This is a genomic window from Velazquezella soli (genome assembly GCF_977018685.1).
In genome coordinates, this window is record NZ_CDRNXF010000005.1 from 827,671 (window position 1) to 851,153 (window position 23,483).

Here is a 23,483-nt window from a genome sequence, read left to right on the forward strand (position 1 = left end):
CCGGGCGCGACGTCATAAAGCTCAAAGGGTCAGAAACTCGGCACGGCTATTACGCCTGCCCGTCTCCGCCCATCGGCAGTTCGTCCGTGATCACTTCGAACCTTGCCAGGATCGCCGGGCCGAAGGCCGTGGACAACGCGACATCGGTCGCATCGCGACCGGTCGCCATCAGGATCCGGCCGATACGAGGTTTGTTGTGACGGGCATCGACAGTGTGCCAGCGGCCGCCGAGATAGACTTCGAACCAGGCACTGAAGTCCATCGGATTGTGATCCTTGGGAACACCGATGTCTCCGAGATAACCCGTGCAGTAGCGTGCGGGAATGTTCATGCACCGGCACAGGGTGATCGCCAGATGCGCGTAGTCCCGGCACACGCCCGTCTGGTCGTTGAAGCCGCCGAACGCGGTCCGCAGCGAATCGGCGTTCTGATAGTTGAACGCAATGCGGTTATGCGCGAAATCAAGAATGGCTTTGACGCGCGGCCAGCCCAGATCAGTTGAGGAAAACGTGTTCCAGGCGAAGTCTGACAGACGGTCCGTGTCGCAATAACGGCTGCCCAGCAGGAACACCAGAACGTCGTCGGGTAGATCCTGGATGAGGTGCTGCTGCGCATCTTCCGGGATCGGGTCCGGAAGCCCGGTGTCATAGATCTCGAACTCGGTCGAGATCGTCGTCAGGCCGGGCGGTGCAACGATGCGGCTGCAGGCGTTCCCGAAGACATCCTGATAACCCCAGGCCTCGATCGGTCTGTCGAAGGTCAGCACCTGTTCGGTCAATAGATCTACGCGACGGGAGGGGTGGATATTCAACGCCAGAAGCATGGCAGTCGGCTGTTGGCATTCATAGCCCAGATGAAAACCGGCGCGTATCCTCATGAAGCGATGTCTCCTAAATACCGTTGACGAGATGGCAGCAATGCGGCAATGCCCGGGCGTTGATACGGTTCCGTTTAGCCATGAAGTTTGGCCTGGAACTCGTCGGTCGTGACGTTGACCTGCACTGACATGCTTTTGAAATCTTCCGCCTCACCGTCATAGCTGCCACGAAGCGGGATAGCCTGTTTCGGGTCGCGGGCGACGCCGACGCGAATGAGGTCGCGGTTACCGACAATGCCGTTGGTCGGATCAAATTCCACCCATCCGGCTCCCGGCAGGTAGACCTGGCACCACGCGTGGGTAGACCCGCCTCCAAGCGTCGTCGATCCGTCGCGATCGGGAACGTAGATATAGCCGGTGACGAAACGTGCAGCGAGGCCAAGGGCCCGTGCGGCTTCCATCATCAAAAGCGCAAAGTCGCGGCAGGTCCCGCGACGCAGCTGCAGCGTCTCGAGCGGAGCCTGGGTGCCGTGCTCATGGCGACGGGCATAGACGAAGCTTTCACGGATCGCGTAGCAGAGCGTCATCAGCAATCGGCCGGTCTCGGTCGGCTGGCCGGGTTTCACGAACTGCCGCGCCCATTTGCCAACCTCGTCGTTGGCATCCGGGTAATGGCGACGGATGGTGCATTCCAGATCGAACGCTTCCACCGGGTCATAGGTGAAGGGATAGGTGAGGGCTTCCTCGTCGATCTGAAAATCCATCGCGAGCTGCGGCGTATGATCGAGCCTGATGGTCGTTTCGAACTGGAGCTTCTGAGACGCACCCTCAAAACCGACCAGCGCCACGCAGTTCCCAAACACGTCATGGATCCAGCGGACATAGGCAGGCTTTGGAAAGACCTCGAGGCGCGACACGAGCAGCGTCTGGTCGAAACTGTCCCTTGGTCGGAACAGCAGCCTGTGTTCGCCGAACTCGACCGGCTTATGATACTGGTAGGACGTAAGGTGACGAACCGAAAAGATCGTCATGCGATCACCGAGCCGAGTTCGACTGACATTGGGTCAGATCGGAAAAGTACATCATGTCGGGACGATGAGCGATGGCGCTCAGCAGAAGTCTGTTCATTTGAAATTCTCGAGATCTAGCATGATGGATTGTGCGTTTTTCGCCTTGTAGGCAGCCTGGGCCGCCTTCAGGATCTTCGGTCGTAGCGCATCGAAAGAGGCAAGATAATCATCGCTGACGGCAGTTCTTTCAACAAGGTTGCTGCTGAGAACTTCAGCAGCGACGAAGAACCGAACCTCGAACATGCCGTCATGACCCAGAAAGCGGACGCGTCTTTTCGATTCATCGTAACTGCGCGCGGGATTTGGGAAAGAAAGTGTCATGGCAGCCTCTGTCGTCAGCATGGCTCCGAATGTCGGACTACCACGTTTGCATGTCGGGTATCTTGCTGCCATCCGCTTAGTCGATGATAACAAGCCCAGTGACGTTTCGCAGGTAACCGGCTTTTTGGTCCCGCAGTCCGTATTGAGGCAGCGCCGCCAATTTTCCAAACGCCGGATCGATGGCATCCTATGCCGACGAACCATATGACTAGGTCACGTTGAGCCCCCGAAGTCCAACGCGAAATGGCGAGCCTGCTGCGACAGACCGCATTTTAAGCCTGAATTGGCAAGGGATGCTTGGGGTGGGCAAGCCGGTCTCAGCTCGAGGCCGGAGCAAAGCGCGCAGTGATCGCATGGCTGTCGGAAGGGTAGCTGAACCGCACCGACGTCACCGGGCCGGAAACGTCCCAGGTCTTGCGTTCTACCACGAGGCAGGCAGACTGCGGCGTGATTTCCAGCCGCCTTGCCAGCTCTTCGTCCGCAAGCTGGGCCGAGATCCGATGTTCCGCAGCGGTCCATGGTATCTGCGCGATCAGCCACTTGCCCGGTGAAACCGTCGAGAAATCCATGTCCTTTGCCTGCGGCACGGTCTTCAGATTGATCAGTCGTTCCTCGAGACAGAACGGCTTCCCGTCGGCGAAATGCAGGCAGACGACGTAGATGGATTTTTCCTTGCCGGAGACGCTCAGGCGCAGCCGGTCCGTTGCCACAGTCTTCCGCTCCCGGCATTCCTCCATCCGGAAATGGTAGTCCTTGTTCAGCGCGCGGACTTCATCTTCGATGTCGTAGATCTCAAGAATGGCAGCCTGGTTGCGCGGCTGGGCAACAAAGGAGCCCGATTTCTTGCGCCGCTCGATCAGTCCGGCATTGGCAAGCTGGGTCAGAACCTTGTTCGCGGTCATCCGCGAGACATTGTAGTGCTTGGCGAGCTCGACCTCGAAAGGGATCCTGTAACCCGGTGGCCATTCGCCGCTGACGATATTGTTCTCGATGTCGCCCAGGATCTTCTGGTGCAGTGTGCCCACGCCACGCGTCGCCTTGATGTCTTTTTCTCCGGTCAAGGCGAAGTCCTTCGGCTCTCTGCATCAAACGGCTTCTCCACCATATCCGGTCAGCCGGCGTCAAGCAGAGCGGCCATCACGGCCTGGAACCTCGGCAGGATCGTCTCTCGTCTCCCATGCCGACCGCCCGTCACCAGCTTCTTGCCCGCCGCCCAGACGCAATCCACTTTGATCGCGTCAGCGAAGATCCACTGATCGAGAACCTGATCTGCCGAAAGGTAGGGGGCGGCCTCAAGGTCGAGCGAGACGAAATCCGCCGATGCGCCGGCGACGATGTCGTCCTGCGACTGCAATGCGCGGGCGCCGCCCTTGAGTGCCGCCTGGAACAGGCGCGCGCCCGTCGATTGCTGCGGTTGTGCCACGACGTTTCTCGAGCGTAGTCCAAGACGCTGCGAATATTCGAGCTGCCGAAGTTCATGCGCGACCGAAATCGAGATGTTCGAGTCCGAGCCGACGCCGAACTGGCCGCCTTCCTCGAGAAATGTCGGCGCCGGAAATATGCCGTCGCCGAGGTTGGCTTCCGTGATGGGGCAGAGACCGGCAATGGCCCCTCGGCGTGCCATGTCGCGCGTTTCCGCCTCGGTCATATGGGTAGCGTGGATCAGGCACCAGCGCTCATCGACCGGCACATTGGCGAGCAGCCATTCGACGGGGCGGGCGCCCGACCATGCGATGCAGTCCTCGACCTCTTTCGTTTGCTCGGCGATGTGGATGTGGATCGGGCCTCCACCCGCCATCGGCAATACGTCCCGCAGCTCTTCAGGCGTCGCCGCCCGCAGGCTGTGCGGCGCGATGCCGAGTTGGCCGCCGGGAAGCGCAGAAGTAATCTTCCGGCATTCCTCCATCAGCGTGGAAAAGCTCTCGACCGAGTTGATGAAGCGTCTCTGCCCCTCGGTCGGTGCCATTCCGCCGAACCCGGAGCGGGCGTAGAAGACTGGCAGCAGGGTCAAGCCGATCCCGGTCGCAGCGCTGGCAGCACCGATCCGTTCCGCGTGCTCGGCGATATTGGCATAGTGGCGCCCGTCGCGGTCGTGGTGAAGGTAATGAAACTCGCCGACGCGGGTAAACCCCGCCTCCAGCATTTCCATATAGAGCTGCGCTGCGACCGCCTCGATATCGTCAGGCGTCATCGACAGGGCGAATTTGTACATCAGCGTGCGCCAGCTCCAGAAGCTGTCGCTCGTCGATCCGCGAACCTCCGTCAGTCCCGCCATGGCGCGCTGGAAAGCGTGGCTGTGAAGATTGGCCATGCCGGGCACGATCAGCCGGTGCCGCTCGTCGGTGGCCGCAGGGATCGCGTTACGCTCGATCGATCGCACATTGCCATGCTCGATCGTCAGGCTCACGTTGCTCGCCCATTCCCCGCCAATGAGTGCATTTTCTGCAAAAATGGTGTTCACTGCCAACTCCATTTGTCGGTCCCGTCTGCGGTCAGCAGGCGCTTGCAAATTCTTCTTGCCTTGGTTTTTTATGTATATACATTAAAACAAAAAGAGGAAGGCTTCGTGGTCGAAAATAGCGATAATTCAGCGGTGGCGCCAACCAGAACGCTATGGCGCAACGCTCGGCTGCTGACGCTTGCCGACGAGGCACAAGGGCTTGCTCTCATCGAGGACAGTGCCATTGCCGTCGAAGGCGGCAGGATCGTTTTCGCCGGCCCCCAGTCCGATTTGCCATCAACCTTTCTGGAAGCCGACGAGATCATCGACGTGGAGGGCAGGGTGATCACGCCCGGCCTGATCGACTGCCATACGCATCTGATCTTCGGCGGCGATCGCGCCATGGAATTCGAGATGCGGCTCGAAGGTGCCACCTATGAGGAAGTCGCGCGCGCTGGCGGCGGCATCGTCTCCTCCGTCAAGGCGACCAACGCTCTTTCCGTCGATGGGCTTGTGAAGGCCGCGCTTCCAAGGGTCGATACGCTGCTTGCAGAAGGCGTGTCGACGCTCGAGATCAAATCCGGTTACGGCCTGTCGATCGAGGGTGAGCTCAACATGCTGCGCGCCGCCCGGGCGCTCGAAAGGATCCGGCCGGTGCGGATCGTCACCTCCTTCCTTGGCGCCCACGCGACGCCTGTCGAATACCGCGGACGCAACGGCGACTACATTACCGACGTCGTGCTGCCCGCAATGGACCTTGCCTATGCGGAAGGCCTCGCCGATGCTGTCGACGGGTTCTGCGAAGGCATCGCGTTCTCGGTTGCCGAGATGCGGCGCGTGTTCGATCACGCAACGTCGCTCGGTCTGCCCGTCAAGCTGCATGCCGAACAGCTTTCCAATCTCGGTGGTGCCGCGACGGCGGCATCCTACGGTGCCTTGTCCGCCGATCATCTCGAATATCTCGACGCCGAGGGCGCTGCTGCGATGGCGGCGTCGGGCACGGTTGCGGTTCTTCTGCCGGGCGCCTTTTATGCGATCAACGAAACGCAGAAACCGCCGGTGCAGCTGCTGCGCGATGCCGGCGTTAGGATCGCGATTGCGACCGATTGCAATCCCGGCACGTCGCCGCTCACCTCGCTGCTGCTGACGATGAACATGTCGGCGACACTTTTCCGGCTGACCGTCGAAGAATGCATCGCCGGTGCGACGCGCGAGGCGGCGAGGGCGCTCGGTCTTCTCTCCGAAACCGGCACGCTGGAGGCCGGAAAATCGGCGGACTTCGCCATCTGGAACATCCAGCGACCCGCCGAGCTGGTTTACCGCATCGGCTTCAACCCGCTCCATTCGAACGTCTTCAGAGGTCAACAGCTATGACGATCACGCTTCACCCCGGCAGCGTTACTCTGGCCGAGCTTTCCGATCTCTACTGGAACAATGGTTCGGCGGTTCTCGATCGCTCCTTCGATGCAGGCATCGAAAAGGCAGCGAGACGGATCGCGGAAATCGCCGCCGGAAACGCGCCGGTCTACGGCATCAACACCGGCTTCGGCAAACTTGCCTCGATCAAGATCGACAGTGCCGATCTCGCCACTCTGCAGCGCAATCTCATCCTGTCGCATTGCTGCGGCATCGGCGCGCCGCTGCCGGAAAATGTGGTACGTCTCATCATGGCGCTGAAGCTCATCTCGCTCGGCCGTGGCGCGTCCGGTGTCCGGATCGAGTTGATCCGCCTGATCGAAGGCATGCTGGAAAAGGGCGTCATTCCGGTCATTCCGGAAAAAGGCTCGGTCGGCGCATCCGGCGATCTGGCACCGCTTGCCCATATGGCGGCCACCATGATGGGCGAAGGCGAAGCCTTCCTCCACGGAGAACGCCTACCGTCTGCCGATGCACTCGCCAAGGTGGGTCTGACCCCTGTCATTCTTGCCGCCAAGGAAGGGCTGGCACTGATCAACGGCACCCAGACGTCCAACGCACTGGCCCTCGCCGGTCTGTTTCGCACGCATCGCGCAGCCCAGACGGCACTTGTTACAGGCGCCCTGTCGACAGACGCCGCGATGGGGTCATCAGCGCCGTTTGACCCTGACATCCACACCCTGCGCGGCCACAAGGGCCAGATCGATGCCGGTGCTGCGCTTCGCAACCTTCTCGAAGGCTCCGAAATTCGTGCGAGCCACATTGAAGGCGATGAGCGCGTTCAGGATCCCTATTGCATCCGTTGCCAGCCTCAGGTCGACGGCGCCTGCCTCGATCTGTTGCGGTCCGTCGCAAGGACGCTGGAAGTCGAAGCAAATGCCGTCACTGACAATCCGCTGGTTCTGTCAGACAATTCCGTCGTCTCCGGCGGCAATTTCCATGCCGAGCCGGTTGCCTTTGCCGCCGATCAGACGGCGCTTGCCATCTGCGAGATCGGTGCGATCGCCCAGCGCCGTATCGCGCTTCTGGTCGATCCTGCTCTCTCCTACGGCCTGCCGGCATTTCTGTCGAAAAAGCCCGGTCTCAACTCGGGCCTGATGATCGCCGAAGTCACGTCGGCCGCGCTGATGAGCGAGAACAAGCAGATGTCGCATCCGGCTTCAGTGGATTCGACGCCGACCTCCGCCAATCAGGAGGACCATGTGTCGATGGCCTGCCACGGCGCGCGACGCCTGCTCGGCATGACCGAAAACCTGTTCGGCATTCTCGGGATCGAAGCGCTGACGGCCGTCCAGGGCGTGGAACTGCGCGGGCCGCTCAAGACCAGTACCGAGCTCGCAAAAGCCGTTGCCGTGCTGCGGGCTTCCGTCCCTGCGCTCGACGATGACCGTTACCTAGCGCCGGATCTCAAGGCCGCAAGCGAACTGGTCGCGTCCGGTGCCTTCGCCCACGCCATCTCGCCGGGCATCCTGCCGGTCCTTGAAGTTTGATCATCAGAAGAAATTGGGGAGCCACGACATGACCAATCCACGCCACAACATTCGCGATGTCCGCTCGCCCAAGGGCACCGAGCTCAATGCCAAGAGCTGGATGACCGAAGCGCCGCTTCGGATGCTGATGAACAACCTCGATCCCGATGTGGCGGAAAACCCGCATGAACTCGTGGTCTATGGCGGCATCGGCCGGGCCGCCCGCACCTGGGACGACTTCGACAAGATCGTCGCGACCTTGAAGACGCTGACCGAGGAGGAGACGCTTCTCGTGCAGTCGGGCAAGCCGGTCGGCGTGTTCCGCACCCACAAGGATGCGCCGCGCGTGCTGATTGCCAATTCGAACCTCGTGCCGCATTGGGCAACCTGGGATCATTTCAACGAACTGGATAAGAAGGGCCTGGCCATGTACGGCCAGATGACCGCCGGATCGTGGATCTATATCGGCACGCAGGGCATCGTCCAGGGCACCTATGAAACCTTCGTGGAGGCGGGCCGCCAGCATTACGGCGGCAGCCTCAAGGGCAAGTGGATCCTGACGGGCGGCCTCGGCGGCATGGGCGGCGCACAACCGCTCGCAGCGGTCATGGCAGGCGCCTGCTGCCTTGCGGTTGAATGCGACGAGACCCGCATCGATTTTCGTCTGCGCACCCGTTATGTCGATGCCAAGGCGAAAACGCTGGACGAAGCGCTGGGGCTGATCGACCAATGGACCAAGGCGGGCGAAGCGAAATCGGTCGGCCTGCTCGGCAATGCCGCCGAAATCTTCCCCGAACTGGTCGCCCGCATGAAAGCCGGCGGCGCTCGCCCGGATATCGTCACCGATCAGACATCGGCCCATGACCCGCGCAACGGCTACCTGCCGGTCGGCTGGACCGTCGAGGAAGCCAAAGCCAAGCGCGAAAGCGATCCGAAGTCGGTGGAGGTCGCCGCCCGCGCATCGATGAGGGCGCATGTCGAGGCGATGGTGGCATTCTGGGATGCCGGCGTGCCGACGCTCGACTACGGCAATAACATCCGCCAGGTCGCTAAGGACGAAGGCCTGGAAAATGCCTTCGCGTTTCCGGGCTTCGTTCCGGCCTATATCCGTCCGCTGTTTTGCCGCGGCATCGGGCCGTTCCGCTGGGCGGCCCTGTCAGGCGATCCTGAGGACATCTTCAAGACGGATGCGAAGGTAAAGGAACTGCTGCCCGACAACACCCACCTGCACAACTGGCTGGACATGGCGCGCGAGCGCATCGCCTTCCAGGGACTTCCGGCGCGGATCTGCTGGGTGGGTCTGGGTGATCGCCACAAGCTCGGTCTCGCCTTTAACGAGATGGTGAGAAGCGGTGAACTGTCCGCCCCTGTTGTCATCGGCCGCGACCATCTCGACAGCGGTTCCGTCGCCTCGCCGAACCGCGAGACGGAAGCGATGAAGGATGGCTCGGACGCCGTGTCCGACTGGCCGCTCCTCAACGCGCTCCTCAACACCGCATCCGGCGCCACCTGGGTGTCGCTGCATCACGGCGGCGGTGTCGGCATGGGATATTCGCAGCATTCCGGCATGGTCATCTGCGCCGACGGAACGGATGATGCAGCCCGGCGGATCGAACGTGTCCTGTGGAACGACCCTGCGACCGGCGTCATGCGCCACGCCGATGCGGGATACGAGATCGCGATCGACTGCGCCGAAGACAAGGGTCTTCGCCTTCCCGGCATCCTCGGGAACTGACGCGCATGCGCATCCTGCCTGCATCGGACCATAAGCGGATGCCCTGGAAGAACGGCAAGGGCGAGACGGTGGAGATCGCCGTCTTTCCCGAGGCTGCGTCGGTCGATGATTTCGACTGGCGTATCAGCATGGCGACGATGGCCGAGGACGGCCCGTTCTCTGTGTTCGCGGACATAGACCGGACCCTCAGCATTTTGACGGGCGACGGGATCGAGCTTTCGGTCGAGCGCGAGCCCGATCGTGTCCTGCGCCCCGACACGCCGCCCCACGCGTTTCCGGCCGATGCAGTGACCAGCGCAAGGCTACTCTCTGGCCCGATCACCGATCTCAATGTCATGACCCGGCGCGGAAAGTTTATTCACGGCGTGACGATGCTCTCCGTCAGTCAACGCGTCATTACGTCGAACGGTTCGGACGTGACCCTGGTTCTGCCGACGTCGGATTTGGTTCTGAAAGACGGCACATTGCTTGGCGCGTATGATGCGATCCTGCTGCATCCGGGCGATTCGGAGATCGAACTTAGTCAGGCGCCATCAAGCCGGACTTTTCTTGTCCGCATCGCCTCACGGCAAAAAGCCTCGGTTTCGTTACAGGTTTGACGCATTTGTGAAGATGCCGTGAGGATGGCCGCAGCGATCGCGCTAAAGAACCGGAAACGCGATATTTCGTCTCTTTCCGGTGATCACATCTGCCCGGTTCCAGACCGGGTTTGGCGGAGGCGACGGCGCAGAAGGTGAAAGTTTTAACTTTCCGGTAACCGCCTCCTCCCCCTATGGGATCACTTACGGATGCATTCGTACCCGTATTTCCCTTGCCATTCCCAACAGGAGACGAGATGTCCTTCAAACCTTTCGCCCTTGCGCCTCTCTTTGCAGCCGTGATTGCCCTGCCGGCATTTGCCCAGCCGAGCCCGACGATGCTGAGGCAGTTCGGCGACTGGAACGTCTATTCCTATCAGGCGGGAGCTTCGAAAAGCTGCTACGTCCTGACCATTCCGAAACAGGCGACGCCCGCAAGCGTCAACCACGGCGATAACTTCTTCCTCGTGGCGCCCAAGCCTTCGGGCAGCGGATATTATCCGCAGGCCATCATGGGATATGATCTTCAAAACAGCTCACAGATAACGGTCACGATCGATGGCAAATCTTTTGCCATGACGCCGCGGGGCAACTCCGGCTGGACGCAGCAGGAAAGCAATGATTCCGCGATGATCGACGCCATGCGTACGGGAAGCAATATGACGCTTCAGGCGGTCTCGGGGAGAGGCACCCGCACATCCTATACGTTCTCGCTCAGCGGCGTGACCGCAGCCCTCAACCAGGCCGGTCAGTGCAACTGACGTCGATCTCTTAAGATCTCTGATGGGTGGAGTTCGAAACCGGCATTCGCCCATCGCCGATCTTGACGAGCTCGCCCGGTCAGCGTCGGCGGATGTAGGCGAACAGGCGCTCGGCTGCATCTTCGATCTGCTTCGGGTCGCGCAGAAAGCATGCTCTCATGAAGGGAGCGCCGCCGGGGCCGAATGCGGTGCCCGGCGCCATGCCGACGCCGGTTTCATCGACAATCCTGAAGGCTTCGGCGCGGCTGTCTGTTACGCCGTCGATCTTCAGGAACGCGTAGAGCGCGCCTTCGGGCTTTCGCGTTTCGACACGGTTGGTGGCGACCAGCGCGTCACACAGAATGTCGCGCGAGGTTCGGGCACGCTCGACATTGGAGCGAATGAACTCGTCGCCAAGGTCGAGTGCCGCAATCGCGCCCTTCTGCATGAATTGCGCAACGCCTGATGTGGAGTACTGGATGAGATTGGTGAGCGTCTGGCCGATCTCCGCCGGCGCCACCACCCAGCCGATACGCCAGCCGGTCATGCACCAGTTCTTCGAGAACGAGTTGGCAAAGATGATGCGGTCTTCCGCGTCCATGACATCCATGAACGACGGCGCCCGCGTGCCTTCGAAATAGTAGAGCCCGTAGATCTCGTCGGCGATGATCCAGAGACCATGGCGGCGCGCAAGGCCGAGAATCGCCTGGAGATCATCCTTCGTTGCCGTCCAGCCCGTCGGGTTGGATGGGGTATTAATGAACAGCGCCCGGGTTTTCGGCGTGATCGCAGCTTCCAGTCGGCCCGCATCGAGCACCCACCGGCCATCGATGAAATCGAGGACGACAGGCACGACCTTTGCCTCGGAAACACTTGCGGCATGGGCAGCGTTCGGCCAAGCTGGTGACAGGTAGATCACCTCGTCGCCGGCCGATGCGACCGTCTGGATCGCCAGCACGATCGACTGCATGCCCGATCCGGTGACATAGATGTTGTCGACTGAGAGATCGGCCGTGTAGTGGCGCTGGTAGTAGCGCAGGATTGCCTGGCGAAGCTCCGGGATTCCTTGCGTCCAGGTATAGAATGTCTCGCCTGCGAGAAGCGCGTCGCTGGCCGCGCGGGTGATGAAGTCGGGCGTCGCAAGGTCGCCTTCGCCGATCCACAGCGGCATGAGGTTGTCACGACCGCGTGCATAGGTGACGATTTCGCCAATACCGCTACGCGGAGCGGCCGCAGCGCGGGCGCTGATGTCGGGTCGGATGATCGTCATGCGAATCTCGGCTGAGTATGGCGGGGAACTATGCCTAGGCCAAGTTCCGACGTACGGTCAACCGGTTGCAGGCCGCATCGGACACGGAACCTTCGGTCCGAAAGCGTTCATTTGGCGTTGGTTTCGACGGCTCTTCGGGCGTGCCCGGTTTCGCCACCGGGGCGAAGGTCAGCGCCTCGATCAGGAAATACGCAGATTGGACAAGTTCGTCTTCGCCCATGTCATCCTCGAACTGCGGTTCGTCTTCGGAAAACTGCTCTTCAGGAAGGATTTTCATAAGGATGCGGTGCATTGCTGATTCAAGAACCGCTGCTTTACGCCGATTGGTCGAAAAAGGCCATGCGCGGATTGGCGCATGGCGTTGATTCGGTATCAGATGCGGCGCATCGCCTCGATAAATAGCTTGGCCTTCGCCGCCACCGACGCAACATCGTCACCCGGCTTGTAAAGCGATCCGCCGATGCCGAAGCCGTTCGTGCCGGCGTCGATAAAGGATTTCATGTTGTCAGGCGTAATCCCGCCAACGGCCAGAACCGGCATATCCTTCGGCAGAACCGCCCGCCAGGCCTTGATGACCATGGGCGGGATCGCTTCCGCCGGAAAGGCCTTGATGCCGGTCGCACCGGCGCCGATTGCCGCAAAGGCTTCCGACGGCGTCGCGACGCCCGGCAGGCTGATCATGTTGCGCGAGACGCTCGCTTCGATGACCGAGAGGTTCGCGTTCGGCGAGATGATGACGGTTGCGCCCGTCGAGGCGACGTCCGCGACCTGAGCGGTCGTCAGCACCGTTCCCGCACCAATCAGCGCCCGGTCACCGAACCGCTTCTGCAGTTTTTCGATGCTCTTCAGCGGGTCCGGCGAATTGAGCGGAACTTCGATGATGCGCCAGCCGGCTTCGATCAGCGCCTCGCCGATCGGCTCGGCCTCGTCAGGCGTGATGCCGCGCAGGATGGCAACCAGATTGCAGGCTTGCAGCGCGTCTTGGAACGTCATCGAACTATCCTTCGTTCGTCAGTTGCAATTGTCTGGCGATCAACTGGACGCCGCCCTTGGCGGCATCGGTTGGGCCCGGCTCTATATCGAGATCAAACAGCGGCGCGACGCGGCTGTAGCGGCTGTTCAGCACGTTGTTGCCGACGATGCCGATGGCTTCACCGGGTTTCAGCCAGCCTGCTGCGCGGGCCTGACGGAACTCCGAACCGATGACGAGACCGGAAACGTAGTCGCCGATATCGTCAGGCGCGAGAACGCCGGCCAGCACGCCGGTGCGGGCGCTGAAGACCGCAGACAGGAATGCGTCGGCGGCACGCGCGTCGCTTGCGGCAAACCCGGCACCCCGGTCGAATGCCTCCCAGCGCGGCTCGGAGCCGGGTGCCGGCTCCGATGCCTTGGCGATGAAGGAATGCTTGGTCAGCAATGCGAAGATTTCACCCGTCGCATAGGTCTGGAAACCGGCGATCCGGCCGTTCTCGACGCGCGCCCACTTGCTGTGGGTGCCTGGCAGGACGAGGGTCCGGTTCTTGTCCAGCCCGAAGCCGACGATCTGCGTTTCCTCGCCGCGCATCACGTCCGGAAACGGCTGTGCCGCGGGATCGCGCATGCCGGGCAGGAAGGTGACGATGGCGCCGTTGGCAAGCGTGATCTGCCGCGTGCCGGCTGCCAGTTCGGCAAGACCCGCGGGCGCATCGACGTAAGGCACCTCGATCCAGCCATTGCGGCTGGTGATCATGCCGCTCGCGAGGACTGGGATTGCGCCGTGCGCGTCGAACCATGCCCCGACCGTTTCCATCAGGGCGGCCTCGAAGGCCCCATCCTTAACGAACTGGATGCCGCCGCTTGTCGTATCCCGGGTATCGAGCGTTTCGCCCGTTTCAGATACGAGCGCGGCGCGAAGCGAACTCGTGCCCCAATCTAGAATGATCGACTTAGGCTCTGGCATCTCTCGGTTTCCTCCCCGAACATTTTGGCCTTCGATAGCGCGGGCAGGCCCGCCTTGTCGAGAGCAAGTGCTGCGAAAAGTCATACTTTTGAGGAGGGGCTTGAGGTTTGTAAATCGAGGCTCAGGCTTCGGGATCGAGGATGCAGCACTGTTCCGGTACAGGCACCAGAACAGCGCTCGTGCCAGGGTCGTATGGTTCGGACAGTGCTCCATTCGCCGTGATCTCGCCGGCAACGGTCACACACTTGTATTGGTAGGCTCGGCCGAGATAGGTGCGGGTGCCAAGGGTCGCGGGAATACCTTCGCCGGACTGCCGGGCAACAAGGCCGTCGGCGCGGGTGGCCAGAACGAAATCGTCCTTGATCGCACCGAAGACATCCTGCGAGAACGACAGTCGCGCACCGCCGGCAGCCTCGGCTGTGACGGTCGCGCCGTCGCGGGTGACCACCTTCATCGGAATGAGGTTCTCGAAGCCCACAAAACTGGCGACGAAGGCGTTGGCCGGTTTGCGGTAGAGGACTTCGGGCGTGTCGAGCTGCATGATGCGGCCTGCATTCATGATCGCCACGCGGTCGGAGATCGAGAAGGCTTCTTCCTGATCGTGGGTGACATAAAGCGATGTCGTACCGTTCGCCTTCTGCAACTGGCGGATTTCGACGCGCATGTCCACGCGCAGTTTGGCATCGAGGTTCGAGAGCGGCTCATCGAACATCAGGAGCGGTGGTTCGATGACGAGCGCGCGGGCCAGTGCCACGCGTTGCTTCTGGCCGCCTGACAGCGCCGACGGCAGGCGGTCGGCCAGGTGCGAAAGGCCGACGCGGTCGAGCATGCTTCCCGCGCGCTTGGCCCGATCGGGTTTGGCAATGCCGCGCTGTTTCAGACCGAAGGCGACGTTCTCCATCACGGTCAGGTGGGGGAAGAGCGCGTAGTTCTGGAACACAAGCCCGATATCGCGGGCATGCGCCGGAAGGGTGGTGAGGTCGCGATCCCCAAGCCGCACCCGGCCGCTGGTCGGTTCCAGGAAACCGGCGACGATCCGCAGTGTCGTCGTCTTGCCGCAGCCGGATGAGCCGAGCAGCGAGACGAGTTCGCCGGCCGCGACCGAGATCGACAGGTCCTTGAGCACCTGTGTCGATCCGTAATGGGCGGAAAGTTTTTCGATGGTGAGCGATACGGTCAAAAGGGTTCTACTCGTCTTACTTGGTCAGGAAGGTGAGGCCGAGCGTGGCTTCGACGATGGCCATCACGCCAACCGTCACCAGCATCAAAAGCACGGAGACGGAGGCGATGGTGGGGTCGAAAAACTGCTCCATATGGGCCAGAATTTGGATCGGCAGCGTGGAAATGCCGGGACCGGTCAGAAACACCGAGATGGACACGTCGTTGATCGAGGTGATGAACGCGAGGATGAAGGCGGCGATGACGCCGGCGCGAATGTTCGGCAGCACGACCGTCATGAAGGTCTTGAGCGGCGGGCAACCAAGGCTGATCGCAGCTTCTTCCACGGAGAAGTCGAAGGCCGCAAGGCTCGCACCGACGACGCGCACGGAATAGGGAAGAACAAGAAGCGCGTGGCCGAGGATCAGGCTCGGATAGACCGGCAGGCCGAAGCCGATGGTAATCGACTTCAGAAGCGAGAAGCCGAACACGATTTCGGGGACCAGGATCGGCAGGACGAACAGCGTGGAAAGCCATTTCGGCAGTTCGACGCGGTACCGGTTCAGCGCATAGGCGGCAGGAATACCCATCAGCAGCGACAGCGCCGTTCCGAGGATCGCCACCTGGAAGCTGGTGATCGCGGTGTTCCGGAAGGCGGAGATCTCGAAAATATTGGCAAACCACCGCAGTGTCAGGCCCTGCGGCGGAAACGTCAGGTAGGATGTGTCGGAAAGCGACGCGCCGACGATGATGACGAGCGGCGCGAGCAGGAAAAGGAAGACGAGGGCGGCGAACGCGCCTAGGAGGGGATGGATGCGTGTGGTCATCTTGTCATACCGCCATCGGATTGAGGCGCCGCGCCATGCGGCTCATGATCGTCACTACGGCAATGGTGATGACCACCATGATCGCTGCGATGGTGGAGGCGCCCACCCAGTCGAAGGTGACCATGGCGCGCTGGTAAAGCAGCGTTCCCATCATCATCATCTGCTCGCCGCCCAGAAGCTGCGGCGTCGCGTAGGAGGTGAAGCTGCCGGTAAAGACGAGGACCGCGCCGACGATCAGGCCAGGCACGGCAAGCGGCAGGATGACCTGGAAGAATGTGGCAATCGGCGTGGCACCCAGAGAGGTTGAGGCTTCGACCACTTCGCGCGGAATGCCCTCGAGCACACCGGTCAGGGTGAGGATCATCAGCGGCACGAACAGATAGACCATCGCAACGATCACCGATCCCTCGGTGTAGAGCATCGACAGCGGCTCGGAGATGATGCCGAGCGACATGAGCGTGTCGTTGACGATGCCGTTCTTGCCGAGGATGATCAGCCAGGCGAATGAGCGAACCACGACGCCGGTCAGAAGTGGGAAGACAGCAGCGATGATCGCGATCGACTTCAGCCGCCCCGGCATCCGGGCGATCACGTAAGCCGTCAGAAAGCCGATGACCAGCGAGATCGCGGTGGTGATCAGCGCGATACGCAGCGTGCGGTAGAGGATATTGGTGCGGAAGCCGCTGTTGAAGAAGGCGGTGTAGGTCGAAAAGGCGCCTTTCGGCTCACCGAACGTGGTGGCGATGGTCAAGAGAACCGGAATAACGAGAGCGACGACGACAGCAATCGTCGCCGGCATCGTCAGCCCCCATTTGGCAAAACGCTTCATGTCTGTTCTTTCAAATTCCGGGCTGCCCTGCGCCTTTTAGGCACCGGCGTTCCGGCAGCGGATGTGCTCCGCAATCCCCGCCCGGATCAGGAAAAGCCCTCTCCTTGGATCGAGGAGAGGGCTCGTCGTCTGTGACTGAGATTACTGGCCGAAAACCTCGTTCCACTGGTCGATCCAGTCGGTCTTGGCGTCGTTCAGCTTGGCGTAATCGATGCGGCCCAGCTTCGAGACCTGGTCTGCGCCATAGGTCCACATCTTGGCCTGTTCCGGCGAAAGCTCGACCTTGCTGTTGATCGGCGCATCGACGCCCTGTTCGGCTTCCTTCTGCTGAACTTCCTTCGACAGAACGAAGTTGATGAACTGGTGCGCCAGCTCGACATTTTCGGAGCCCTTGGGAATGTTGACCATGTTGAGGGTGGCGATATCGCCTTCCTTCAGTGTCGCCCAGGTCATCGTCTTGACGGCTGCCTGCATCGAAGCAAGCGTGAAATCCTGCGCCAGGGCAACGCGCACCTCGCCGGTCGAAATCAGGTTCACCAGTTCGGAGCCGGTATTGTAGTTCTTGACCACATTCGGCTTCAGCGCGGTGATGGCCTCGAAGGCTTTTTCGGAATCCTCGTAGGCATCGACGCCCGCATGCTTGCCGGCCTGCAACACGACCATCGGGCCGGCCGTTGTAGTGATGCCCGGCAGCGAGACCGAGCTCTTCATGTCGGCGCGCCACAGATCGGCCCAGGATGTAATCGCCGGATCCACCTTGGCGCTGTCATAGACGAGACCGACGCGGCCGATCGTGTAGGCCGGACCATACTTGCCCTGCGGGTTGCGGCCGAGTTCGTAGATTTCCGAAAGGTTCGGGATCTTGGATGCGTCGACTTCCTGAAACAGGCCCTGTGCGACGCCGAGCTGGGAGAAGCTGTCCGAGAGGTAGATCACGTCCACGCCCTTGCCGTCGCGCAGCTTCAGCTTGTTCAAGCGGTCGGCATTGTTGCCGGTTTCAAACACAATGTCGCAGCCGCAGATCTTCTTGAACGGCTCGATGATGTTGGCTTTCATCTTGTCGCCGTTATAGCCCCACCAGGAAATGGTGAAGGTCTTCGTCTGGGCACTGGCCGAGGCGACGCTGGAAAACGTGGCAAGAATTGCAAGCGCTGCAAACTTGGTGAGGCGATGAGCCTTCATGAGGTGATCCTTTGTCGAACAATCGGTGTTGAATTGGCTGCTCGGACAGCGCCGAGCGTAGAACGACAGTATTTTTTCATCGCTTTCCCCGCAAGCTCAATAATTGTGCACGCGCAATATCCATGTGGATATGCACTGCAATAGGAACGCACGTGTGGGCGTTTTCCCTCTTGCAGCTCTAGTGGCTAGAGGTTGTAGACACGAGAGGTGATCTGAGACGAACGGCAGGGAACCAGCACGATGACGGCAGTAAATCAGGCGCGATACAAGGTCGGCGGTATGGACTGCGCCAGCTGCGCCACCAAGATCGACACGGCTGTACGCCGCATGCCCGGCGTCGAGGATGTTTCGGTATCGGTTGCCGCGGGCACGATGACGGTCAGCCACAATGACAGCGTCGATCTTAGCGCCGTCGAAAAGCGTGTTTCCGGTCTCGGTTATCCGCTTAGACAGCTTGCGCAGCGGAATCGTTCGGCTGAGCCGGTCATTCCCGTTGCTGATCACGCCGACCATCATGATCACGATCATGGAAGCAGTCATGACCATTCCCATCATGAGCGGGACACAGCCGCCACTGAAGGCCTGCATGGGCATGACCACGCCCCGATGGAGGGCCCATGGTGGAAATCCGCCAAGGGCCGACTGACCATTATAGCCGGCCTGGCATTTGGAGTTGCCTATGGGCTCGGCCACCTGTTTCCCGCTTACGAGACCTATATCTTCACCGCCGCGATGCTGATCGGTCTGGTGCCGATCGCGCGACGCGCCATCATGGCGGCGCTGGCCGGCACGCCGTTCTCGATCGAAATGCTGATGACGATCGCCGCTGTCGGCGCGGTGGTGATCGATGCGTCGGAAGAAGCGGCGGCCGTCGTCTTCCTGTTTCTCGTTGGCGAATTACTGGAAGGCGTTGCCGCCGGAAAGGCACGCGACAGCATCAGGAGCCTCTCCGCTCTGGTGCCGAAGGAAGCACTTCTGGAGGAGGGCGGCCAGACGCGAACCGTGCCGGCCGAAAGCCTTGCGATCGGTTCGATCATCCTTGTGAGGCCCGGCGACCGGATATCAGCCGATGGCGTCATCATGTCAGGCCAGAGCGCGGTGGATCAGGCGCCCGTGACGGGCGAAAGCACGCCGGTTGCCAAGGGCGTTGACGATGTCGTGTTTGCCGGCACCATCAACACCGATGGCGCGCTTCGGGTGCGTGTCACCGCTGCTGCCGAAGATAATACGATTGCCCGCGTCGTTCGCCTCGTCGAGGAGGCGCAGGAAAAGAAGGCGCCGACCGAACGCTTTATTGACCGCTTCTCGCGCTACTACACGCCCGGCGTCGTTGCGGTTGCCGCTCTGGTCGCCATCCTGCCGCCCCTCTCTGCCGGCGGTGACTGGAACGAATGGATCTACAAGGGTCTTGCCATCCTGCTGATCGGTTGCCCCTGCGCACTGGTGATCTCGACTCCTGCGGCGATCGCTGCGTCGCTTTCATCCGGTGCCCGCCGTGGCCTGCTGATCAAGGGCGGTGCGGTGCTCGAGACACTCGGAAAGCTCACCGCCGTTGCCCTCGACAAGACCGGCACGCTGACCGAGGGACGGCCGCAGGTCACCGATGTCATTGCTTTCGGCCACAGTGCCGATGAGGTGCTGCGGATTGCGGCCGCGCTGGAAATCGGCTCCAGCCATCCACTTGCAAAGGCCATCCTCGCGAAAGCTGAAGAAGACGAAGTTGTCATTCCGCAGTCGAGTGATGGCAAGGCGCTCGGCGGAAAAGGTTTGACAGCAGAGGTCGAGGGACAGGACGTCTTCTTAAGCTCTCCCAAGGCTGCCGCCGAGCGGGTGTCGATGTCGATGGCGCACAGCCGCCGCATCGCAGCGCTCAATGACGAGGGCAAAACGGTTTCCGTGCTGATCGTCGGCAGCGTGCTCGCTGGTGCGATCGCCATGCGCGATGAGCCGCGGGCTGATGCCAAGGCTGCGCTTCTGGCTCTGACCGAAGCGGGCGTAAAAACAGTCATGCTGACCGGCGACAATGCGCGCACGGCTGTTGCAATCGGACAGGAGCTCGGCATCGAGGTCCGCGCCGACCTGCTGCCGGAAGACAAGAGCCGTATCGTCGGCGAACTGAAGCGTGACGGTTTCGTCGTCGGCAAAGTCGGGGACGGCATCAACGACGCGCCGGCGCTGGCTGCAGCGGATGTCGGCATCGCCATGGGCGGCGGCACGGATGTTGCGCTCGAAACCGCCGATGCCGCTGTGCTGCACGGCCGGGTGGCAGATATTGCTGAAATGATTGCCCTGTCGAAGAGGACAATGCGCAATATCCACCAGAACATCACCATTGCGCTCGGTCTGAAAGCCGTCTTTCTGGTGACGACGGTGATCGGCATAACCGGGCTCTGGCCGGCGATCCTCGCCGACACCGGCGCAACGGTTCTGGTGACGATCAACGCGCTCAGACTGTTGCGGAAATAGGTTGGTGGCCTGCGCTCAAGGGCGCAGGTCTCTCTAAGGCTAAAGACTTTTCGTCATGGCATCCGGTGCAGGATCGCGAAGGCCTCATACGGCTTCAGAACCACCGTCTCACCCAGCGCTTCTATCGGCTGGTAGTTGGAGATGAGGCAATTGCCGGAGATCTTCAGTTCTTTCGGCAGGTCCAGACTGACCTCATGCGCTGAAAAACTGCCGATGACGACCAGTAGGTCTCTGTCCTGTCTGCGGGTGTAGACGAAGACGTCCCTGTTGTCGTCGAGCCACGACTGGTATTTGCCGTAGACGATGACCGGATGGGATTTCCGCAAGGCAATTAGCTGGCGATAATGGTTCCAGACCGAACGCTCGTCGCTCATCGCCACGTCCGCATTGATCGACGCATAGTTCGGATTGACGCCGATCCAGGGTTCTACGGTGGAAAAACCGCCATAAGCTGCGCTGTTCCACTGCATCGGCGTGCGGGCGTTGTCGCGGCCGTTCGCGTTGGCGCCCATGATGAAATCCTCAGGCGAACGGCCGGCATCCACATGCAGCTGATACATGTTGAGCGTCTCGATATCACGGTACTGCTCGATCGCGCTAAACGGCATGTTGGTCATGCCGATTTCCTCGCCTTGATAGATGAACGGCGTGCCTTTCAGCAGATGCAGGACCGTCGCCAGCATCTTAGCGGATTCGACGGGATAGCCTGTAGCGTCACCATATTTCGAAACGGCACGCGGCAGGTCATGATTGCCCCAGAACAGGGAATTCCAGCCATCGTCGGCCAGCGCGTTCTGCCATTTGCTCAGCACCGACTTCAGTTCGATGAGGTCGAAGGTTTTCGGCTGCCATTTGCCGTAGGTTTCATCCCATTGGCGGGTCACGTGTTCGAACTGGAACACCATCGAGAGTTCCTGCCGCTCGCGACCGGAATAGAGAAGTGCCGATGCAGGTGTGGCACTCCACGCCTCGCCGACGGTCAGGACGTTGCGGCCACCGAAGGTCTCGCGGTTCATCGCCTGCAGATATTCGTGCAGGTGCGCACCGTCGGTCACCACGCCTTGGTCCACCTGTTTGCCGATATAATCGATGACATCCATCCGGAAACCGGAAATGCCGCGTTCCAGCCACCAGTTCATCATGTCATGAACTTCGGCACGGACCTTTGGGTTTTCCCAGTTCAGATCGGGCTGGCGGCGCGAGAAGAGATGCAGGTAGTATTCGCCGGTCGTCTCGTCGAGCGTCCAGGCGGGGCCGCCGAATGTCGACTGGAGATCGTTGGGCGGTCCGCCGTCAGGACCCGGCTTGCGCCAGACGTAGAAGTCACGAAACGGATTGTCGAGAGAGGCTCGTGAGTTCTGAAACCACGGGTGTTCGTCGGACGTGTGATTGACAACCAGATCGAGCAGGATGCCGATGCCCCGGCGTCGAGCCTCGGCAACCAGCAGATCGAAATCGGCAAGCGTTCCAAATTCGGGCGCGATATCGCGATAGTCCGAGATGTCGTAACCGTTGTCATCCATCGGCGATTTGAAGATCGGGGAGAGCCATATGACGTCGATGCCGAGAGACGCGATATAATCCAGTTTCGAGATAATGCCCGGAATATCGCCGATGCCGTCACCGTTCAGATCGCAGAAGCTGCGCGGATAGATCTGGTAGACGGTCGAGCTATGCCACCACTGCCGTTCGAGGGGTGGCGCCGCTTCCTGGACAAGTGCTGCCAGCTTATTCTCGAGCTGATCCCGTAACTGGTCCATCCACGTCTCCTTGAGATATTTTCAACAACCGAACGCCAACGCCGCAGGGAGAGTTCCAAACGAGCGCCATGTCGGTTTGAACCGAGACTGCCTGACCGATCGCGTGGTGCCCTTCGCGGGCTCATTGCACTCACCTGACGACCTCGTGACTGAAGTGTTATCGATTTCGCCTCTCTAGGCGTCATCCTGCAGGGCTTGGAGCACCTCCGTAAAGATTGCATTCAGTATTTCCCGGTAAGGTCCCGTTAGTAAACGTGCGGCGCTGATCGTCTGCTGCACGGATTCCGTTTTGTATCGAGTACGGGTTCCTTATGCGTCTTACGGCTGTATCACTGCTCGTTCTGGCCCTCGCTGCGACTGGATGTACCTCCAGCAGCGATCTGGAATCCGCTGTGCCCGCTTCATCCGGGTCTGCAAAGACGTCCCGTCTGGCTGCAAGAACGGCTCCGCTGGTTCCCGCCGTCGACGTCGGGACGACCGCCGGAATTCCGTCACCACCGCAGAAGCCATTGGCCTGGGGCGGGCCTGTGCCGCAGTCGCCGGCGTTCCGCAACATCGCGCCGGGTCCTTCGGTCGAAGCGCCAGGCAATCCGATGGTCACGACCGTCGGCATGCCGATGCCGGCCCAGCGGCCCGTATCGGCGCTCACTCCGGTTTCCCTGCCCGACATGAGGCCAGGCCTTGGGGTTTCGCCGGGTGGCCGCTCGCGGATCTACAGCCACAGCTTCCGCGATGCCAAACCGATCAATTTCGGCAAGGTCTCGCCACGCAAGATGTCCGTTCACGGCGTCGACGTTTCTCGCTGGCAGGGCGATATCGATTGGGCAAAGCTGCGGACGCAGGGCGCCAACTTTGCCTATATCAAGGCGACCGACGGCGGCGATCATCTGGATCCGATGTTCAAGACCAACTGGCGCAAGGCCAAGGAGGCCGGCGTCAAGCGTGGCGCCTACCACTTCTTCTACTGGTGCCGCGTCGCGAGCGACCAGGCCGAATGGTTCATCCGCAATGTTCCGAAAGATCCCGACGCGCTGCCGCCTGTGATCGACGTCGAATATAACGGCGAGTCGAGCTGCAAAATGCGTCTGTCGCGCGCCAAGGTGCTCGAAAAGATGCAGGTCTTCATGGACATGCTGGAGCGTCATTACGGCAAGCGGCCGGTGATCTACACGGCGCCGGATTTCTACAAGGACAACCTGCGCGGCGAATTCCTCAACTACCCATTCTGGCTGCGCGCGGTCGCTCAGCATCCGTCGGTGGTCTATCCCGATCGCAGATGGGTGTTCTGGCAGTATTCCGGATCCGGCCTCTCGCAGGGCGTCGAGGGTAAGATCGATCTCAACGTCTTCCGCGGCGGCGAGGGTGATTGGCATGACTGGGTCGCCCGCAACTGATGGGATCGACTTCAGACGATAATCGGCGAGCGCCCCGCGTCAGCGTCTGATGCGGGGCGTTTTGCTATCCGG

The 23,483-nt window shown here is 61.0% G+C and carries 21 protein-coding genes; 7 read left to right on the forward strand and 14 right to left on the reverse strand.

The window, feature by feature from the left end; all coding sequences use genetic code 11:
* Positions 1–49: 49 nt before the first annotated feature.
* The 5 genes from AC0JZ8_RS24175 to AC0JZ8_RS24195 form a co-directional block, all read right to left on the reverse strand.
* Positions 50–877, reverse strand: a complete 828-nt coding sequence (locus AC0JZ8_RS24175; protein WP_062458483.1) for a transglutaminase-like domain-containing protein — start codon at positions 875–877, stop codon at positions 50–52.
* A 74-nt stretch (positions 878–951) separates the two neighbouring features.
* On the reverse strand, positions 952–1,848 hold the full coding sequence (locus AC0JZ8_RS24180; protein ID WP_062458480.1) for a transglutaminase family protein: 897 nt from the start codon (positions 1,846–1,848) through the stop codon (positions 952–954).
* 93 nt (positions 1,849–1,941) lie between these two features.
* Positions 1,942–2,229, reverse strand: coding sequence for a DUF1488 family protein (locus AC0JZ8_RS24185; protein WP_371816237.1), 288 nt, complete (start codon positions 2,227–2,229; stop codon positions 1,942–1,944).
* 296 nt (positions 2,230–2,525) lie between these two features.
* Positions 2,526–3,269: a histidine utilization repressor gene (gene hutC, locus AC0JZ8_RS24190; RefSeq protein ID WP_471893797.1), complete on the reverse strand. Its 744-nt coding sequence runs from the start codon at positions 3,267–3,269 to the stop codon at positions 2,526–2,528.
* 50 nt (positions 3,270–3,319) lie between these two features.
* Positions 3,320–4,669 carry a formimidoylglutamate deiminase gene (locus AC0JZ8_RS24195; protein WP_471893798.1) on the reverse strand — a complete coding sequence of 450 codons (1,350 nt, stop codon included), beginning with the start codon at positions 4,667–4,669 and terminating at the stop codon, positions 3,320–3,322.
* Between the two features lie 105 nt (positions 4,670–4,774).
* Here AC0JZ8_RS24195 and hutI point away from each other — a divergent pair, with 105 nt between their 5' ends.
* The 5 genes from hutI (at position 4,775) to AC0JZ8_RS24220 (ending at position 10,607) form a co-directional block, all read left to right on the forward strand.
* Complete coding sequence (gene hutI, locus AC0JZ8_RS24200; RefSeq protein WP_471893799.1) at positions 4,775–6,022, forward strand: imidazolonepropionase; 1,248 nt, start codon at positions 4,775–4,777, stop codon at positions 6,020–6,022.
* Entirely contained in the window at positions 6,019–7,554 is a 1,536-nt protein-coding gene (hutH, locus tag AC0JZ8_RS24205; RefSeq protein ID WP_471893800.1) for a histidine ammonia-lyase, read from the forward strand. The genes hutI and hutH overlap by 4 nt, the downstream gene beginning before the upstream one ends.
* A 28-nt stretch (positions 7,555–7,582) precedes the next feature.
* Complete coding sequence (hutU, locus tag AC0JZ8_RS24210) at positions 7,583–9,268, forward strand: urocanate hydratase (RefSeq protein ID WP_471893801.1); 1,686 nt, start codon at positions 7,583–7,585, stop codon at positions 9,266–9,268.
* Between the two features lie 5 nt (positions 9,269–9,273).
* Positions 9,274–9,867, forward strand: a complete 594-nt coding sequence (locus tag AC0JZ8_RS24215; protein ID WP_471893802.1) for a HutD/Ves family protein — start codon at positions 9,274–9,276, stop codon at positions 9,865–9,867.
* Between the two features lie 236 nt (positions 9,868–10,103).
* Positions 10,104–10,607: an invasion associated locus B family protein gene (locus AC0JZ8_RS24220; RefSeq protein WP_062576716.1), complete on the forward strand. Its 504-nt coding sequence runs from the start codon at positions 10,104–10,106 to the stop codon at positions 10,605–10,607.
* 79 nt (positions 10,608–10,686) lie between these two features.
* Here AC0JZ8_RS24220 and AC0JZ8_RS24225 read toward each other — a convergent pair whose 3' ends face one another.
* The 8 genes from AC0JZ8_RS24225 to AC0JZ8_RS24260 all read right to left on the reverse strand — a co-directional run bounded on the left by AC0JZ8_RS24225 (position 10,687) and on the right by AC0JZ8_RS24260 (position 17,791).
* Positions 10,687–11,856, reverse strand: a complete 1,170-nt coding sequence (locus AC0JZ8_RS24225) for a pyridoxal phosphate-dependent aminotransferase (protein ID WP_471893803.1) — start codon at positions 11,854–11,856, stop codon at positions 10,687–10,689.
* Positions 11,857–11,890: 34 nt separating this feature from the next.
* Positions 11,891–12,148: a hypothetical protein gene (locus AC0JZ8_RS24230; RefSeq protein ID WP_471893804.1), complete on the reverse strand. Its 258-nt coding sequence runs from the start codon at positions 12,146–12,148 to the stop codon at positions 11,891–11,893.
* Positions 12,149–12,228: 80 nt separating this feature from the next.
* Complete coding sequence (locus tag AC0JZ8_RS24235; protein ID WP_471893805.1) at positions 12,229–12,849, reverse strand: 2-dehydro-3-deoxy-6-phosphogalactonate aldolase; 621 nt, start codon at positions 12,847–12,849, stop codon at positions 12,229–12,231.
* Between the two features lie 4 nt (positions 12,850–12,853).
* Positions 12,854–13,795 (reverse strand): 2-dehydro-3-deoxygalactonokinase, encoded by a 942-nt coding sequence (locus AC0JZ8_RS24240; RefSeq protein WP_471893806.1) that lies wholly within the window; start codon positions 13,793–13,795, stop codon positions 12,854–12,856.
* A 121-nt stretch (positions 13,796–13,916) separates the two neighbouring features.
* Entirely contained in the window at positions 13,917–14,975 is a 1,059-nt protein-coding gene (locus AC0JZ8_RS24245; protein ID WP_471893807.1) for an ABC transporter ATP-binding protein, read from the reverse strand.
* Positions 14,976–14,991: 16 nt separating this feature from the next.
* A complete protein-coding gene (locus AC0JZ8_RS24250) occupies positions 14,992–15,780 on the reverse strand; it encodes an ABC transporter permease (RefSeq protein ID WP_062576729.1) in 789 nt (262 codons plus the stop codon).
* A gap of 4 nt (positions 15,781–15,784) precedes the next feature.
* The gene (locus tag AC0JZ8_RS24255) at positions 15,785–16,609 is read right to left on the reverse strand and encodes an ABC transporter permease (protein WP_471893808.1); all 825 of its coding nucleotides are present in this window, start codon (positions 16,607–16,609) and stop codon (positions 15,785–15,787) included.
* 141 nt (positions 16,610–16,750) lie between these two features.
* The gene (locus tag AC0JZ8_RS24260; RefSeq protein ID WP_471893809.1) at positions 16,751–17,791 is read right to left on the reverse strand and encodes an ABC transporter substrate-binding protein; all 1,041 of its coding nucleotides are present in this window, start codon (positions 17,789–17,791) and stop codon (positions 16,751–16,753) included.
* Between the two features lie 240 nt (positions 17,792–18,031).
* Here AC0JZ8_RS24260 and AC0JZ8_RS24265 point away from each other — a divergent pair, with 240 nt between their 5' ends.
* Complete coding sequence (locus AC0JZ8_RS24265; protein ID WP_471893810.1) at positions 18,032–20,257, forward strand: heavy metal translocating P-type ATPase; 2,226 nt, start codon at positions 18,032–18,034, stop codon at positions 20,255–20,257.
* Between the two features lie 53 nt (positions 20,258–20,310).
* On the opposite strand, the gene AC0JZ8_RS24270 is transcribed toward AC0JZ8_RS24265, so the two are convergent.
* Positions 20,311–22,017, reverse strand: coding sequence for a glycoside hydrolase family 13 protein (locus AC0JZ8_RS24270; RefSeq protein WP_471893811.1), 1,707 nt, complete (start codon positions 22,015–22,017; stop codon positions 20,311–20,313).
* Between the two features lie 311 nt (positions 22,018–22,328).
* Here AC0JZ8_RS24270 and AC0JZ8_RS24275 point away from each other — a divergent pair, with 311 nt between their 5' ends.
* Positions 22,329–23,411 (forward strand): glycoside hydrolase family 25 protein, encoded by a 1,083-nt coding sequence (locus AC0JZ8_RS24275; protein WP_062576737.1) that lies wholly within the window; start codon positions 22,329–22,331, stop codon positions 23,409–23,411.
* Positions 23,412–23,483 lie beyond the last annotated feature (72 nt).